Raw genomic sequence first — 15,750 nt, 5'->3', positions numbered from 1 at the left:
CGCCTTTTTTGCGGTGCGGAATCGGCGGTCTTTCGATTCCCTGGCGGAACCGATCCCGCCCGGCGATCGCCCGCGCCGCTTCCGGTGCTATGACCGGGAAAACGGAGAGACGGATGCTGTTCGAACGGGGCACGCGCGATTCGCGCGAGCAGAGCGAAATCCGCCGCGCGGTGCGCAGGCTCTGCGCCGGATTCCCCGGCGACTATTGGCGCGCCAAAGACCGCGACCGGGCTTATCCGACCGAGTTCGTCGCGGCGCTCACCCGGGCCGGATTCCTCGCCGCGCTGATTCCCGAAGAGTTCGGGGGCTCGGGGCTGACGCTCGCTGACGCAGCGGTGATCCTGGAGGAAATCCAGGCTTCGGGCTGCAACGGTTCGGCCTGCCACGCGCAGATCTATGTGATGAGCATGATCCTGCGCCATGGCAGCGCGGCGCAGAAGGCGGCGTATCTGCCCGGGATCGCGACGGGCGACGTCCGTCTCCAGGCGTTCGCCGTGACCGAGCCGGAGTCGGGCACCGACACGCTGGCGCTGCGCACCAAGGCGGTGCGCGAGGGCGACCGCTACATTGTCGACGGACAGAAGATCTGGACGTCGCGCGCGGAGCATTCCGACCTGATGCTGCTGCTCGCCCGCACCACGCCGCGTGACGAGGTCGCGAAGAAGACCGAAGGGCTGTCGGTCTTCCTGGTCGATATGCGCGAGGCGCTGGGCAACGGCATGACGATCCGTCCGATCCGCACGATGATGAACCATGGCACGACCGAGATCTTCTTCGACCGGCTCGCCATTCCCGCCTCGAGTCTGATCGGCGAGGAAGGGCAGGGGTTCCGCTACATCTTGTCGGGCATGAACGCGGAACGCATCCTGATCGGCGCCGAATGCGTCGGCGACGCCAAATGGTTCATCGAAAAGGCGGTGGCCTATGCCGGCGAGCGCGAAATATTCGGCCGGCCGATCGGGCAGAATCAGGGCGTGCAGTTCCCGATCGCACGCGCCTATGCCCAGATGCGCGCGGCCGAGCTGATGGTGCATGAGGCGGCCACGCTCCACCAGTCGGGTGCCAATGCCGGGGCGGAGGCGAACATGGCCAAGCTGCTCGCGGCGGAGGCGAGCTGGGCCGCGGCCGAAGCCTGTGTCCAGACATTCGGCGGCTTTGCCTTTGCCGAGGAATATGACGTGGAACGCAAGTTCCGCGAGACGCGGCTGTACCAGGTTGCGCCGGTCTCGACGAACCTGATCCTGTCCTATCTCGCCGAACATGTGCTCGGGATGCCGCGCTCCTATTGACCGGGCGCGGGTGCGCGGGGGACGTGCATCGAGATCAGCACCAGCTCGCCGTCGATCGCGGTGAACTGGTGCGGCGTGTTTTCGGGCACGACGAAGAAATCGCCCTTCGCGACCTTCTGCTCGGTGCCGCCCTCGATATTCGCGGGCGGCGGCGGTGCGCCGGCCGGGGCGGCGGCCCGGACCATCTTGCCGCCGGTGGTCAGGGTGCCGCTGCCCCGGATGACGAAGAAGAACTCGGCCTGCTTCTCATGGATGTCGGCACCCGCGGGCGTCATGCGGCGGTGGATGATCGGCCGATACGGCGCGAGCTGCAGCAACGGCTGCGTGATGACGGTGGTCGCGGCGCGCGGATCGCTCTCGGCCTTTGCGATCATCGCGGCGATCTCGCCGGCGGGTACGTACGTCTTGCCGGGTGCAGGCGCGGTTTGCGCGAAGGCGGGTGCGGCGAGCGTGAGCAGCGCGATCCCCGCGCAGAAATGACGGTGCATAGATCCTCCCCTGGCCTGGCGTCCGTTGCCGGGAGATCGACGCACCCGGACCGACGCCTTTGTGCCGTCGCCTTGATTGCACACAATCGGTCAAGATGTATACAATTTATTGTGGAGCACGGCCGGCTGGTGTATCCAGGCCACGATAACCCGTACGGGACCGGTACCCGCGCGGACGCGGAACGATGGTGAGGCCGAGTGACGGGCCGCTTTTCTCGCCGAAATCGTCCGCTGGGAAAGCCGGGGAGGATGATCATGCGAGTAGCATCGCGCACCCTGCTGTGCGCCACCGTGTCCGCCATGGCGGCGGCCTTTGGGCTGACGGCGTCGTTACCGGCACAGGTCGCGCCGCGGGATTTGCCGCCGATCGCCGACCCCGCCACCTATGTCGGTTTCGCGCCGCCCTCGGTGTCACCGACACCCAGCGCGACGCCGGCCGTTCCAGCGCCGCCCGCGCCACCGGTGCCGCAGATCACCGCACCCTTTGCGCGGCACATCATCTCGCAGAATATCCGCGGCGCGTACGTCGTGCTCGCGGCTGACATGAACAAGGACGGCAAGACCGACGTCATCGCGCTCGGCCAGCGCGAGGATTATCTGGTCTGGTACGAAAACCCCTATTGGACCCCGCACGAGATCCGCACGCCGATTCCGCTGGCACAGATGGTCAATATGGACGCTGCCGATATGGACGGCGACGGCATTCCCGAGATTGCCGTGACCTATGCATTCAACGCCGACCCGAAGCTCAGCGTCGGCAACATCGCCATCCTGCACAACAGTGGCGGCGATGCGACCGCGCCCTGGACGATGAAGGTCGTCGATCAGGTGCCGGCGCCGCACCGCGTGCGCTTCGCCGATCTCGACGGCAGCGGGAAGCTGGCGCTGCTCGTCGCGCCGATCCTGAATGCCAGGGCGCAAGCGGTGCCGAGCAACGATCCCGATCGCCTGCCGACGCCGCTCTTTGCCTATCATGCGCCCGACTGGAAGCGGGAATTGGTCAGCGCGGAGAATGTCGGCGAAGTCCATGCGCTGCGCCCGTTCGACTGGGATGGCGATGGGCGGCAGGAAGCGGTCACCGACGGGCAGAGCGGCATTTACGGCCACAGCTATGGCAAGGACGGGAAGTGGAAACGCTTCCTGATCGCCAGGGGTAATCCGGCGCCCTGGCCCGACAACGGGGCCAGCGATGTCGGCTTCGGCAAGCTTGGCGCGAGACCCTATTTCGCCGCGATCGAGCCGTTTCACGGCAATCTCGTGGTGGTCTACACCCAGGATGCACAGGGCAGATACCAGCGCAACGTGATCGACAACGAACTGAAGCGCGGCCACGGCATCACCATGGTCGATGTGGATGGCGACGGCGTGACCGAGATCGTCGCAGGCGGCGGTGGCAGCCCGGCCAATACCTTCTTCTACAAGGCGACCGACGCGACCGGCCGGACCTGGAAGAAGATGCTGATGGATACCAGCATGGCCGTGCAGGACTGCGTGACCGCCGACCTGAAGGGCGACGGCCGGAAGCGCGACGTGATCTGCCTCAGCGGCCAGGCTCCGAACAACCTGACCTGGTACGAATATACGGGGAAGTAGCGCCGGGCGAGCAGCCTAACGGCGAGCCCGGTCCTCGACATTGATGCCTTCGTACAGCTCGAGCAGCCGGTCGGTCTCGGTGATGACATCCTTCTGCTCGGTCAGCCAGCGCTGGGTGGCGTCGGTCATCTCCGCGCCCTCGTGCCCGTCATGCAGGGTGGCGCCGTGCTCGATCAGCCACACCATGTCGCGCGCGCGGGTGCGCTGCAGGCGGAGGTGAGTCATCCATTGCTCGACGATGTCGGACGGGATCGATCGGTTCATGCGCTACTCCGATGTGCCGGACCGGTCGTCATGGCCGATTATACAGGCGTTGCCGCTCCCGATGACGCTGCGCCGGCGGCACAGCCACGATCGGGATTCTCGCTGAACGCGCGGTCCGATGCGATGGGCTCAGCCTCATCTCCGGTTTCTTCCACGGTGACACGGGACAGACGGGATTCCCGCCGCTCGGCGAGCGCTGCTTCCTTGCCCCAGGCAAGCGCCGCGGCGGAGGCGACTGCCTTGACGTTATCGAGAGTGGCGGCGGCGACACGCGATCGCTGAAGCGATTCCTGCGTGCGGCAAAAAAGGGCGCTTGGCTGCATATGCGGGTCCTTCGAAAAAGCGATATGGGAGATCGTCGCGCTGATATGCCCGATCTACTCGAAGCGGGCGGCGGCCCAGGGCGTGCGCACCACCGGACCCTTGATGACGCGCGATCCGAAGGCCCGGGCGACGACCGCGGTGCTGTCCGCGTTCATGAAGACCACGCGCGTGCCCTTGGGCTGGAGCGCCTCGATCGCGCTGATGATGGCATCATGCTTGGCGGCCATGGCAACGACTTCGGCGTGCGTGGCATCGACGTTGATTGCGCGAGACATAAAATGCTTCCCCATGCGGCGGACCCTCGCCGGAAGGCGCGGGGCTCCAGCCAGAGCGGGAGCACGAAGCATCTCTCAGCCGCTCCCATGCTCGTTACGAAGCGGGGCGATGTAGCGGATATGGGGGTAATGGCCGCGATTTGCAAGTTGCGGTAGCGTAACGATATTATGGCTGGTCGCCGTTTCGTCCCTTCTCCAGCAGCAGGATTCCCGCCCGGGCCAGCACGGCCAGGCTCTTTTTCAGATTGGCGACAGCGACCTCGCCGGCAAGGCGGGCGGTCAGATCGGCCACTGGAATGGCGGCGGTGTCGCGCAGCAATTCCAGTGCGGGAACGAGGTCGGCGGGCAGGACATAGAGCTTGCCGTTCGCCTTGAACTCCACATTGGTGCCGGCGGCGATGAAGGCCAGGCGGTGGCCGGCGGTCAACCGGATCATGCTGCTGTCGGTGATCGGCCCCAATTGCTCATAGGGCGCGGCCGGCAGGTTGATATGCGGGCGCGGAAAGCTGTCGCCCTCCCATTCGCGGCGGAAGGCAGCGATCAGGTCCTCATCCATCGCCTCGGCGATCAGGGCGCGCAGCGTTTCCAGATGCGCTTTCTGCCCGGCTTCATCGTCGAGCGCGGGCAGGTCCTGCCGCACCGCTGCGTGGCGCGGCAGCTTGGCGATCATCCAGCGCAGCAGGTCCATGCCATTGGGCGGGATCGTCGCGAAAGTCAGGTGCAGGCTGGGCTCGTTGACCGGATAGGCCATGTGCCACCAGCCGCGCGGGATATAGAGGGCGTCGCCATCCTCCAGCAGCCCGTCCCATACCGGCGGGCCGGTCGGGCGCGGCGGCGCCTCGATATCCTCCTGCAGCGGATGGAGCCGGGTTGGCTTGTAGACCTGCCAGCGCTTCCGGCCCGACAGTTGCAGGATCACCGTATCCTGGCTGTCCCAGTGCAGGTCGAAGCCGTTCTGGCTGTGCCACCCGGCATAGAGATTGACGTAATTGCCCGATCGCAGCGCCTCGCGGAACGAGTCCGACAGGTCGCGTACGCGCGGGGCGAGCTCTTCCACTGCATCGAGGATCAAGGTGGCGCCGCCCGCCAGGCAGGCAGCGAACTTGCCCGAATCGAGCCGCGGCGTGCCACCCAGGCCGGGCGAGAGATAGCGGTTGTGGTCGAGCGAGCGCCCGTCCTGGGCGAGCTTGAAGCGGGGCGGGGAGAGCCGGTGCCGTTCGAGGATCGCGTTGAGATCGTTCCAGGTCAGCAGGCCGGTGAAGCGCCCGGCTTTGCCCTTCATATGGGTGAAGCCCTTGCCCCAATGATCGGACAGGAATGCCTGTCGCGTCAGGGGAGCGATGACGTCGTCGAAGGTCATGCCGGGAGCCTAGGCCGCGCTGGCCATCCCGGCAAATCCGCCGGGAGCAGGCCGGTCAGCGCGCGGCGCCCACGCGCTGTACGAAGCGCTCGGCGACCGACACGCGGATCGGCTTGCCGTCGCGCATCTTGACCCAGGTGTTCACGCTGATGCCGAAGGTCTCCATCACGCAATCGGCGGTCTGGGCGCGCAGCCGGTCGCGGGCGTTGCGGACCAGATCGGGATGGACGTAGCAGAGCTGCGCCCGGCCCGAGCGCCCGGCGGGGATCACGCCCTCACCCAGTGGGGATTTGGTGTCGGACCGGCGGTCCATTGCTGAGATGCTCACAACATATGCTCCGTGGGGCTAGAATATCTTCCCGCGCGCCTCTTCGATGATCCGCTTGGCGCGCACGGGGTTGAAGATGCCGCACGAACAGAAGCGGCTGAGCGATGCCGTCGCCTTGTCGGGCGAGAGGCGGTTCTCCTTGACCATGTCGATCATCTTCTTGGCGAGCGACTGGCTGATCATGCCGTGGCCGCACATGGTGGAGAGCGACAGGACGTGCCGGTTGGGCGCATTGTCCTGAATGCCCTCGAAACCCAGCGAATAGCCGACGCTGTGCCGCGTGATGCCGGCCGCCTTGCAGCAGCCGAGCGCGTTGGCGATCGACGAGGAGATGTTGATGCTGAGGCCCAGATCCTCCGCGACGATTCGCGTCACGAACGCTTCGGCATCCTCGCGCGTGGCGAACACGGCAGAGAAGGTCGTCGGGTCGCCGGCGCCGTCGATCACCTGCTGGAAATCGGGCTTGGTCGGCCGCTTGGCGAAATGCTCGAGCGCATGGGTGTGCTCGGTCGGGCGGGTGGCGCCGCCATGCATCGCATCCCCGATGTTCACCGGGTTATATTCCATCGCGATCTCGAGGAAGCGCTTCAGCGCAGGCTTCGGATCGCCCTTCTGCGCGCCGCCCTTGGCAGGCAGCGCGAAGATCACATAATCGTCCTTGAAGCTTTCGGCGGTGCCGTAGCGGTGAAGGGTGTTGGTCATGCTGTCACCGCCTCCTTGGCCGACGCTGCGGGCTCATGGGAGAGTTCGCGAATCTGCAGCTTGCCCAGACCGAGATTGGTCTTGGCGCGCTTCAGCGTATAGCCGAGGCTTTCCAGGATCGGGGCGACGACGCGCTCCTCGCCATCCTCGTCGCAGCGCGTGCCGACGCCGAGCACCACGATGGTGTCGATCTTCTTCTCGACTGCCCAGACGGTGCGGATGATCTCCTCGGTCCGCTCGACCGGCACGGTGATCTCGAGGATCGCCGACAGCACTTTCTCGTTCAGGATGTCGTCGCGGATCTTGCCGGTCTCGACATCGCTCATCATCGCGGTGACCGGGTTCTTGGGCTGGATCTTCACGCCCAGCGCCGCGAGCGCCATGCTCATTTCCTGGATCTGGTAGAAGCGCACCCCCACGCCGGGCCGGCCGAATTCGATGGTGAAGCCGACCATGCCGACCGCGATGCGGTTGGAAATCTCATTGGTCTTCACCTCCTCGGTGCCGCGACCGGTGACGCCGGTCGATTCGTGCGGCACGCGCGGATCGGAGAAAGCGCGGCGCACGACGCGCGGCCAGCTCAGCTCGTCGGGCACGAGCGCATCGGTCGGGCAGATATCGGGATCGGGCTCGAACCGGAGCCACAGCTTGGACATCATGCGGCGCGTGAAGCGCACCGTCTTGGGCGGCAGATGCTCCTTGCTCAGCCCGTTATAGCAGGCATAGCATTCCACGCACTCGTCGCTGTTGACGGTCGCCTTGCGCGTCTTCGGGTCGACATAGATCGCCCCCATCGTGCAGGCGTAGGTGCAATTGCCGCACCCGACGCATTTTTCCTCACTGATCTTCATGCCTCGCCTGACCTCCCCAGACACTCGGGTGAAATCGCTTTCCCCGATGTTTTGCCCACCGCTCTCGCTGCGGTTCGATCGGGATACCGGTGACAGCGGCCTGTGCTGCGATCCGATTTCCGACCATGTTGCATACTAAAATACCCGTTTGTATGCATCAAGGCATTGGCCGAAACTGTCAAGGTCTTCATGTTCCGATTCCGACCAAAGCTCTCAAATTGGGAGACGAAACCGCGCTGTCACACGGGCGCGGGCTCACCCCGGTACAGCGGCTTCGACGCGTCGATCCGCAGGAACAGCAGCGCTGCCACGAAGCACAGCACCGCCAGCACGAAAAAGGCCGGGTTCCAGCCGGCATAGGTGACGATATAGCCCGTCGCGAACGAGGCGATCGCGCCGCCGATATTGCCGCAGGTGTTCATCACCGCCGACACCGAACCGGCATAATTGCCGCCGATGTCGAGCGTCACTGCCCAGGACACGCCGACCGTCAGCTCGAGCCCGAACACGGCGAGGCCGAACCACGCCACGCTGGTCATCGGATCGGCCGACAGCACCGCCAGCGGGATCGTTGCGGCGGCGAGCAGGAAGCCGACCATCGCGACGAGGCGCCGCGACAGGGTCAAATTGCCCGATTTGTGCGCCATCCGGTCCGAAATCCAGCCGCCGGCGATGTCGCCCACCACGCCCGCCATCAGCGGCACACTGGCGTAAAGGCCCATCTTGGTCAGGTTGAATTCGTGCGCTTCCTTCAAGTAGGTCGGGAACCAGGTGAGGAAGATGCCGATGCTGTAGGCGTAGCAGAAATACATCGCCGACAGCGTCCAGATCTGGCTGTTGCCGAGCAGTTTCGACCACGGCACCTTGACCGCGCGGCTCGGTTTCGGCGCGGAACCCAGCGCGTCGGTGATCAGCGCCAGCTCGGCGGCGTTCACGCTTTTATGCTCGCTCGGCAGGTCGCGGTAGAAGAAGAACCATAGCGCCGCCCAGAGCAGCCCGACACAGGCGAAGACGAAGAAGGGCGCGCGCCAGCCGAAATCGGCGATCAGCAGCACGACGAACACCGGGGTGATCGCCCCGCCCAGTCGCGCGCCGGCATGGGTGACGCCCTGCGCGAAGCCGCGCTCCGCGGGCAGCATCCAGCGCGACAGCGACCGGGTCGCGATCGGGAAGGCGCCGGCCTCGCCCGCGCCGAACAGTGCGCGGCAGACCAGCATCGATCCGGCCGACCAGGTCATCGCGGTCAATGCCGTGAAGCTCGACCACCACACCACGATCCAGGTCAGTGCGCGGCGCGGCCCGAACCGGTCGCCGAGCCAGCCGCCCGGGACTTGGAAGATGGCATAGGTGATCTGGAAGGTGCTGAAGATCCAGCCCATGGTGATCGCCGAGAAGCCGAACTCCTGCTGGATCGACGGCGCCGCGGTCGAGATCACCACCCGGTCCATATAGGTGATCATATAGGCGAGCACCGTCAGCCACAGCACGGCGTGGCGGACGCGGGTCGGCCGCCGCCGCGCCGGTATCGTGTCGTTCGCGGCCATGGTCATTGCGCGACCGAGCGCACCTTGCGGCCCGCGATATAGACCGAATTGATCTTGCGGGTGTTCTTGATGTCCTGAAGCGGGTTGGCGTCAAGCACGACGAAATCGGCCCATTTGGCCCGTTCCAGCGTGCCCAGATCCTTCGCGCCGAGAACTTCGGCGCCATATTCAGTCGCTGCCTGGATCGCCTGGCCGGGGGTGAAGCCGTCCTTGACCATCAGCTCCATTTCCCAATGGCCCGAATAGCCGGCGACGCGCCCCGGAGGGCCCGAATCGGTGCCGAGCCCGTAATGCACGCCCGCCGCCGATTCGCGCTTGAGGTTGACCATCGCGGTTTCGAAGAAGCTCGGCAGCTTGGGAAAGGCTGGCGCGGAGGCGACGGTCTTCTGCCGTTCCGGGCTGGCCAGAAGCCGCAGCGCCTCGGGCGACAGCGATTGCTGGAAGAAAGGATCGTTAAGTTGCGGTGCCGGTTTGCCATACGCGAACATCGCTGCCTCGCGGCTGAGCGTCGCGGCGACCTGCACGATGCCTTTTTCCTTCATGGCATCGGTCAGTGCCTTGTCGATCGGCTGGTCGCGCACGCTGTGCACGAACCCGTCGACGCCTTGAGCGGCAAGGCGCTTGGCGTCTTCGAGATAGAAGATATGGGCAAAGACCTTCAGCCCGTTGCGGTGCGCCGCGTCGATCACGGCCTTGCTGATCTCGGGCGGCATCTTGGGCATGGTGCCGAGTTCGTCGTCGAGCCAGAACTTGATATAGTCCGCGCCCTTGGCTGCCTGCGCATCGACCTCGATCGCCGCTTCCTTGGCGTTGGTGACCGGCCGGTTGATTCCGGGAACGCCGCCATAGCCGCCGCGGAAAACGATGCCCTGGCCGGCGGTGAACAGCCGGGTCATGGTCGGGCGGCCGGCACGTTCGGCATTGCGCACGGCGAAGACCGAATCCTTGTCGGTGCCCATCACCGCCACGGTGGTGAAGCCATAGGACGCATAGGTCTTCAGGTCGGCCTCGACATTCTCGGTGGTGTAGAAGCGCTCGTCCTGAGTCAGGTCATGGACGTTCCCCATATGGATATGGGTGTCGATCAGGCCGGGGATGACATATTTACCGGTCAGGTCGACCGCGTCGGCGGCGGCGGGCGCCTGGGCGGACGGGCCGACCCAGACGATGCGGCCATCCTCGACCACCATTGCCGAATTGGGCTCGGCGGCGCCGCCGCGGCCGTCGATCAAAGTGAAGTTCTTCACCACCAGTGTCTCGGCCAGCGCGGGCAGGGCGGCGAACAGCCCGATCGCACTGGCGGTCGCGGCGAGCAGGCGGCCGGTCAGCCGTGCCTTGCGTCCGCGCCCTGCGGCGCTGTTGGTTTTCGGCGAAAAGGCGTTCCCCATAGTCACTCTCCTGTTGGACCGTCCCGTCTGAAGCGGGCGCGTCGTGCTGACGGTCAGTCTTCGATCAGGCGCGGATGGCGCCCCGGCGGGCAAGATCGCGCATCAGCGACGCAATGCCATAGGTCCAGGGCGGCGCATCCTCGCAGTGGCACACCTTGTTGGTCAGCGTTCCCAGCTTCGGCGTCGACACCTTCACGGTATCGCCGATCTTGTGGGTGAAACCCCGGCCCGGCTCGCCGCGATCGTCACCCGGCGCGAACATCGTGCCGAGGAACAGCGCGAAGCCGTCGGGATATTGATGGCTTTTGTTGAGCGTCTGGCCGACCAGATCGAGCGGATCGCGGCTGATCAGCCGCATGTTGGACCGCCCTTCGAGCCGGTAATTGTCCTCGCCTTCGATCAGCAGCGAGACTTCGGCGCCGCGGATGTCGTCCATGGTGAAATTGTCATCGAACAGGCGGATGAACGGCCCCAGCGCGCAGGACGCGTTATTGTCCTTGGCCTTGCCCAGCAGCAGCGCGCTGCGCCCCTCGATGTCGCGCAGGTTGACGTCGTTGCCGAGTGCCGCGCCACGCGCATTGCCGGCGGAATCGACGATGATCACCACTTCGGGTTCTGGATTGTTCCAGTGCGAGTCGCTGCGGATGCCGACCCAGGCGCCCGATCCGACCGCGGAGAGCACCGGCGCCTTGGTGAAGATCTCCGCATCGGGGCCGATCGCGACCTCGAGATATTGCGACCAGGCGCCGCTCGCGATCAGCATTTCCTTGAGGTTCATCGCCTCGGGCGAGCCGGGACGGACCGACTGGATGTCGCCGCCGATCTTTTCCTGGATCTCCGCGCGGAACTGCGCCGCGCCGGCCGAGTCGCCGCGTGCGCGCTCCTCGATCACCCGCTCCAGCGCGGAGACGGCGAAGGTGACGCCCGATGCCTTGACGCAGTGCAGGTCGATCGGTGCGAGCAGGCGGCCGGGGCCGCCTTCCCAGGCCGCTGTCAGGTCGAGCGCCTCGATCGGGCCCATGTCGCGGCCCGCGGGCAGTGCGCCGCCGGGCGCGATCGACTCGAGCAACCCCGAGACGGTACTCGCGTCAGCCGACAGGTCGAAGACATGGCCGTCGATGACGGAGATGGGAATCGGGCCCTGATCGGTCGCCAATCGTCCGACCAGTATCGCGTCCTGGCTGTCTGTTGGAAGCAGGTCGCGCACTCGTCATTCTCCCGACTCCGGATCGCGTGAATGCGCCCGATTTCCTGTATGCATATCAAGCGTCTTGCATACAGACAACCGGGTATCGCGGGATTTTATACGCATGTCGGGGTTCGCGGTGCGAGCCGACCAGTGTCAGGCCGCTCATGGCTTGAGGAGGCCTGCCCATCCGTTCGTCCTGAGTAGGGGCTGAGCTTGTCGAAGACCCGTATCGAAGGACAGTTGGAGCGCGTGACGCCTGTCCTTCGATACGCCATTTCGACAGGCTCAATGGCTACTCAGGACGAACGGAGGTGGTTCGATGCCTGACCCGCCTAGCTCGTCACGCCCGCATAGATCTCGGCGCGGCGGCTGGCGCGTTCGCGGGCCTCGTTCTTCTTCATGCTCTCGACGCCCTTGGCGAAATGGCTTTCGAGCAGCTGCTTGAGCAGCTTCTCGTCGCGTGCCTGGATCGCCGCGTTGATTTCCTGGTGCTCGGCGAACGCCTCGGCCCAGCGGTCATGGTCGAGCGTGGTGACGTGGCGCGCGCGCTCCGCGCGGGGCAGCAGCAGGCGCCAGGCGAGCATCAGCGACGGGCTCTCCGCCGCCTGGACGATATGTTCGTGGATCAGGCGATTCGCCTCAAGATAGCTCAGCCGGTCCGACTTCTCGAAATAGGCGGCGAGATCGGCCTGAAGCTCGTCGAGGATCTCGATCTGCTCGGGCGTCATGCGGCGGCAGGCGAGCTGCCCGGCCAGGCCTTCGAGCACGCCGAGCACGGTGAACACATCGGCGGCTTCCGACTTGTCCGGCACGCTGACCACCACGCTGCGGTTGGGCAGCAGATCGATCAGCCCCTCGGCGGCGAGCGTACGGAATGCCTCACGGATCGGGGTGCGCGACATGCCCAGCGCCTCGCTCAACGCGACTTCGCGCAGGCGTTCGCCCGGCGGCAATTCGCCGAGCAGAATCATTTTCCGAATTGTCTTCACCGCATCAAGACGAAGCCTGCCCTTGCGGGGTCCAGCACTGGCGGCGTTCTTTGCCGGAGCCTTGGCTCGAACGGCTTTGGTCTTGGGGCCAGTTTTTACAGGTCGGCTCATCATCTCAGCGCCTAATTGTGATTTTTTGGGGGGTAACGTCGTGAGACAGCGTTTACCTAAAGGCCGGAATCGGACTTATCAAGCTGATGTGCCCGGCCCTGGACCCGGTTTCCCGATCGGATTTTGCGGACGATCCCGTCATCCTTCCCCCTCGTCTTTTTCTGGTTGTACAAATAACCTAACCCGATCAGCGCTCTAACGCAACTTGCATGCAAGTTGTATGTAACGCTATATTTTACATGCAAATTCGATAAAAAAAGACACGACTAAAGTCGGGGGTGAACGATCGGTACGCACCGTGCGTACACGAAAAAAGGGGAGAGGATTGATGGACAAACGCGCATTCCTGCGGGCGGGCCTGGGTGTCGGGCTCGGCCTGGGGCTGGGCCGGATCGCCTCGGCACAGGACAATGATCAGGCGAGGAAGGAACGGGACGCCGCCCGCATCGCGCGCGAGACGCGCCCGGCGCCCACCGTGCCCCACCGCAAGGTCCGCACCACCGACCTGTTCTCCAGCCCGGAAGGCTATCCCAATGCGATCGATTCGCAGCCCGAGGGGCTATGGGTCGCCGAACAGCTGACCGCCGAGGGCGTCGGCGTGTCGAACGACTGCTATCTGGTCGACTGGAACGGCAAGATACTGCGCAAGGTGAAGACCGAGTCGAAGAACACCAGCGGCATGGCGTTCGGCGGCGGGCATCTCTGGATGGGCGCCAACGCCGCGCCCAACGGCATCTACGAAACCGATCTGGACGGGCGCACCGTCAGTCATCGCCAGATCCCGCTGGGGCCGGCCGACAATGGCGGGGGCTGCCACGGCGTCGCTTATGCCGGCGGCAAGCTCTACATCACCGCGCTGCGCATGCGCGGCATCCTCAGGGTCGACCCGAAGAGCTGGGCGCCCGAGCTGTTCATCCCCTGCCAGGCACCGCGCCTGCATGGGCTCGCGGTGAACGGCGACGCGATCTGGATCGTCACCGGCGATTCGAACACCGATCCCAACTTCAAGCCGGGCCTCGCCAAATATGAGCTCGCCACCGGGCGGCTGCTCGAGACCGCCGAGTTCGTGCCCGGCAGCGCCGATCCGCACGGCCTGACCTTCAAGGACGGGGTGATGTATGGCTGCGACGCCGGCATCCATCCCGGCTGGCCGGACCGGGCGAGCAGATCGAGCGGGAAGATCTTCCGGGTTGAGTTTATCTGAGGCGCCAAGCGGGGTGTCGGGCGGACCGACACCCGTCCGTTCGTGCTGAGTAGGGACTGAGTAGGCGAAGCCGTATCGAAGGCCCGTATCGAAGCATGTTGGAATGCGGGCGCGCGTGTCCTTCGATACGCCGCTTCGACAAGCTCAGCGGCTACTCAGGACGAACGGCAGTGTAACGAAAAAGGGGCGGCCGCGAGGCCGCCCCTTTTCTTTCGCAGAATGCCGTTCGGGCTATTCGCGCCCCTTCATCATCTCGGCGAGTTCGGCCTTGGTCATCTTCATCTGGTCGGGATGCTCGTCGACCCATTTGAGGAAGGCGGCATTGATCGCCGGCGTCCATTTCTGGTCGATCTCCCCCGGGGTGAAACGCTGCTCGCGCAACATCTGGTGACCGAAGCCGTCGCGCATCGCGATATATTCGGCGCCCTTCACGACCTTCTCGGCCATGATCGCGGGGATGAACACCACGCCTTCGCGCTTGGCGAGGATCAGGTCGCCCGGAAGGACGGTGGCGCGGCCGATGCGGATCGGGCCGTTGATCCGGACCATCTCCATCTCGCGGATCGCCGAGGGGTCGTAGCCGCGGGTAAAGGCGTTGAACCCGTCGATCGCGGCGAGCCCGGCCACGTCCCGCACGCCCGCATCGAACACTACGCCGGTCTTCGACTTGGCGTAGATCGAATTGCCCAGATTGTCGCCGATCAGCGTCCCGTCGACGATCTTGCCATAGCCGTCACCGACATAGACGTCGCCGACCTGGAGCATGTCGATCGGCCAGCTGTTATGGCCGCCGGAACGCTTCTCCTTCACGCCGAGCGCGCTGATCGCCTTGTTCATGTCGGGGCGCATCGGCAGATACTGGACGGTCAGCGCCCGGCCGACGAACGGCCGGTCGTTATGCACCATCTGGAAGCCGCCCTCGAACTGGTTGTTGTACCCGGCCTGGCGCAGGATGCCCCAGGCTTCCTCCGTGTTCACGTCGAGCAGGCGCTTGAGGATGGCGTCGGATACCCTGGGCCGGCCGTCCGGGAAACGCTCCCCGGTCCAGTCCGAGGTGTAGAACAGGATTTCTTCCTTCGTCGCCTGGGTCTGGGCCTGGGCCGGCATCGCCATCGCAAGCGCGGACGCGCCCATCGCGAGGGCCAGTAATAGCTTTCTCACTGCATCTCTCCCTTGTTCTTGTGATTGTCGCATTCGCCGGAGCTGTGCTCGTCCGTGCTCGGCGGGGCACGCATTTTCCGCTGCTTCGATTCCCCCTTTGCCTCGGCCCGGAGCGATGGTCGTACCAGCTCGGGCACCCGGCAAAATTTGCATACAATTATCAGGAGTTCAATACATTTGGTGAGCGATCAGGCCGAGTTCAGGCTCAGCATGTCGATTGAAATAAGCCGTTGAATCCGGTTGTACTTTATTGCGTGAACGATCACCGCATGAATCGGCTATTTGGGCTGTCGCCTACGCCACCGACGAGCGGCGCCCGCGGATTGAAGCGCTCAAGACCTGATCCAGTAAGTTGCGCAAGGTTAAAGCGAAAATCGCGAATGCCGTCGGATCGCTCACGCGCCTCTAGCTGCAATGGACCGCAGTCGAACTAGCCGAGACCAATAGCCGCCAAATAAATCGTATTTTTCGTGTCGCAACGCAGCACAAAATATCATCTTGTATTCAACGATCAGAATTGTATCCAAGTGTACTGCCGCCCGGACTCGGGAGGCAGGCGGGTAACGGGACGACCGTGCCAGCGACGTCAACGGCAAAAGCCGCGGCGACATAAAAGGGGAGAATGCCTTGACCGGGAGTCGCATCGCGACCCGTTGCCGGAGCCTCGTGCCCGCTTGCCGGGAATCCGAA

General features: G+C 64.8%; 16 protein-coding genes. 3 read left to right on the top strand and 13 right to left on the bottom strand.

What is annotated here, in order from left to right:
• Positions 1–113: 113 nt before the first annotated feature.
• Positions 114–1,289, top strand: a complete 1,176-nt coding sequence (locus AC1DX5_RS00870) for an acyl-CoA dehydrogenase family protein (RefSeq protein ID WP_478013772.1) — start codon at positions 114–116, stop codon at positions 1,287–1,289.
• Here AC1DX5_RS00870 and AC1DX5_RS00865 read toward each other — a convergent pair.
• Entirely contained in the window at positions 1,283–1,777 is a 495-nt protein-coding gene (locus AC1DX5_RS00865; protein WP_478013771.1) for a cupin domain-containing protein, read from the bottom strand. The two genes, AC1DX5_RS00870 and AC1DX5_RS00865, sit on opposite strands and share 7 nt — an antisense overlap.
• A gap of 255 nt (positions 1,778–2,032) precedes the next feature.
• Between AC1DX5_RS00865 and AC1DX5_RS00860 the strand changes: the two genes are divergently transcribed.
• On the top strand, positions 2,033–3,370 hold the full coding sequence (locus AC1DX5_RS00860) for an FG-GAP repeat domain-containing protein (protein WP_478013770.1): 1,338 nt from the start codon (positions 2,033–2,035) through the stop codon (positions 3,368–3,370).
• A 15-nt stretch (positions 3,371–3,385) separates the two neighbouring features.
• Here the strand turns inward: AC1DX5_RS00860 and AC1DX5_RS00855 are convergent, their stop codons facing one another.
• The 11 genes from AC1DX5_RS00855 to AC1DX5_RS00805 all read right to left on the bottom strand — a co-directional run bounded on the left by AC1DX5_RS00855 (position 3,386) and on the right by AC1DX5_RS00805 (position 12,695).
• A complete protein-coding gene (locus AC1DX5_RS00855; protein WP_478013769.1) occupies positions 3,386–3,634 on the bottom strand; it encodes a hypothetical protein in 249 nt (82 codons plus the stop codon).
• Between the two features lie 38 nt (positions 3,635–3,672).
• A complete protein-coding gene (locus AC1DX5_RS00850) occupies positions 3,673–3,957 on the bottom strand; it encodes a hypothetical protein (RefSeq protein ID WP_478013768.1) in 285 nt (94 codons plus the stop codon).
• Positions 3,958–4,011: 54 nt separating this feature from the next.
• Positions 4,012–4,233 carry a hypothetical protein gene (locus AC1DX5_RS00845; protein WP_478013767.1) on the bottom strand — a complete coding sequence of 74 codons (222 nt, stop codon included), beginning with the start codon at positions 4,231–4,233 and terminating at the stop codon, positions 4,012–4,014.
• A 166-nt stretch (positions 4,234–4,399) separates the two neighbouring features.
• Positions 4,400–5,593 (bottom strand): cupin domain-containing protein, encoded by a 1,194-nt coding sequence (locus AC1DX5_RS00840; RefSeq protein ID WP_478013766.1) that lies wholly within the window; start codon positions 5,591–5,593, stop codon positions 4,400–4,402.
• 55 nt (positions 5,594–5,648) lie between these two features.
• A complete protein-coding gene (locus AC1DX5_RS00835; RefSeq protein WP_478013765.1) occupies positions 5,649–5,921 on the bottom strand; it encodes a hypothetical protein in 273 nt (90 codons plus the stop codon).
• An 18-nt stretch (positions 5,922–5,939) separates the two neighbouring features.
• Complete coding sequence (locus AC1DX5_RS00830) at positions 5,940–6,623, bottom strand: hypothetical protein (RefSeq protein ID WP_478013764.1); 684 nt, start codon at positions 6,621–6,623, stop codon at positions 5,940–5,942.
• On the bottom strand, positions 6,620–7,474 hold the full coding sequence (locus AC1DX5_RS00825) for a 4Fe-4S binding protein (RefSeq protein WP_478013763.1): 855 nt from the start codon (positions 7,472–7,474) through the stop codon (positions 6,620–6,622). Before AC1DX5_RS00825 ends, AC1DX5_RS00830 begins: the two co-directional genes overlap by 4 nt.
• 239 nt (positions 7,475–7,713) lie before the next feature.
• Entirely contained in the window at positions 7,714–9,024 is a 1,311-nt protein-coding gene (locus AC1DX5_RS00820; protein ID WP_478013762.1) for an MFS transporter, read from the bottom strand.
• The gene (locus AC1DX5_RS00815; protein WP_478013761.1) at positions 9,021–10,406 is read right to left on the bottom strand and encodes an amidohydrolase family protein; all 1,386 of its coding nucleotides are present in this window, start codon (positions 10,404–10,406) and stop codon (positions 9,021–9,023) included. The genes AC1DX5_RS00820 and AC1DX5_RS00815 overlap by 4 nt, the downstream gene beginning before the upstream one ends.
• 64 nt (positions 10,407–10,470) lie before the next feature.
• Complete coding sequence (locus tag AC1DX5_RS00810; protein WP_478013760.1) at positions 10,471–11,613, bottom strand: fumarylacetoacetate hydrolase family protein; 1,143 nt, start codon at positions 11,611–11,613, stop codon at positions 10,471–10,473.
• 314 nt (positions 11,614–11,927) lie between these two features.
• Positions 11,928–12,695, bottom strand: coding sequence for a GntR family transcriptional regulator (locus tag AC1DX5_RS00805; RefSeq protein ID WP_478014027.1), 768 nt, complete (start codon positions 12,693–12,695; stop codon positions 11,928–11,930).
• Positions 12,696–13,023: 328 nt separating this feature from the next.
• Between AC1DX5_RS00805 and AC1DX5_RS00800 the strand changes: the two genes are divergently transcribed.
• Positions 13,024–13,899 carry a YncE family protein gene (locus AC1DX5_RS00800; protein WP_465172006.1) on the top strand — a complete coding sequence of 292 codons (876 nt, stop codon included), beginning with the start codon at positions 13,024–13,026 and terminating at the stop codon, positions 13,897–13,899.
• Between the two features lie 231 nt (positions 13,900–14,130).
• On the opposite strand, the gene AC1DX5_RS00795 is transcribed toward AC1DX5_RS00800, so the two are convergent.
• Positions 14,131–15,060, bottom strand: coding sequence for an RraA family protein (locus tag AC1DX5_RS00795; protein WP_465172007.1), 930 nt, complete (start codon positions 15,058–15,060; stop codon positions 14,131–14,133).
• Between the last annotated feature and the right edge of the window lie 690 nt (positions 15,061–15,750).

Source organism: Sphingomonas sp. P2_B6, from assembly GCF_056404755.1.
Note: the sequence above shows the minus strand (reverse complement) of the source record. Positions and strands in the feature narration are given on the sequence as shown.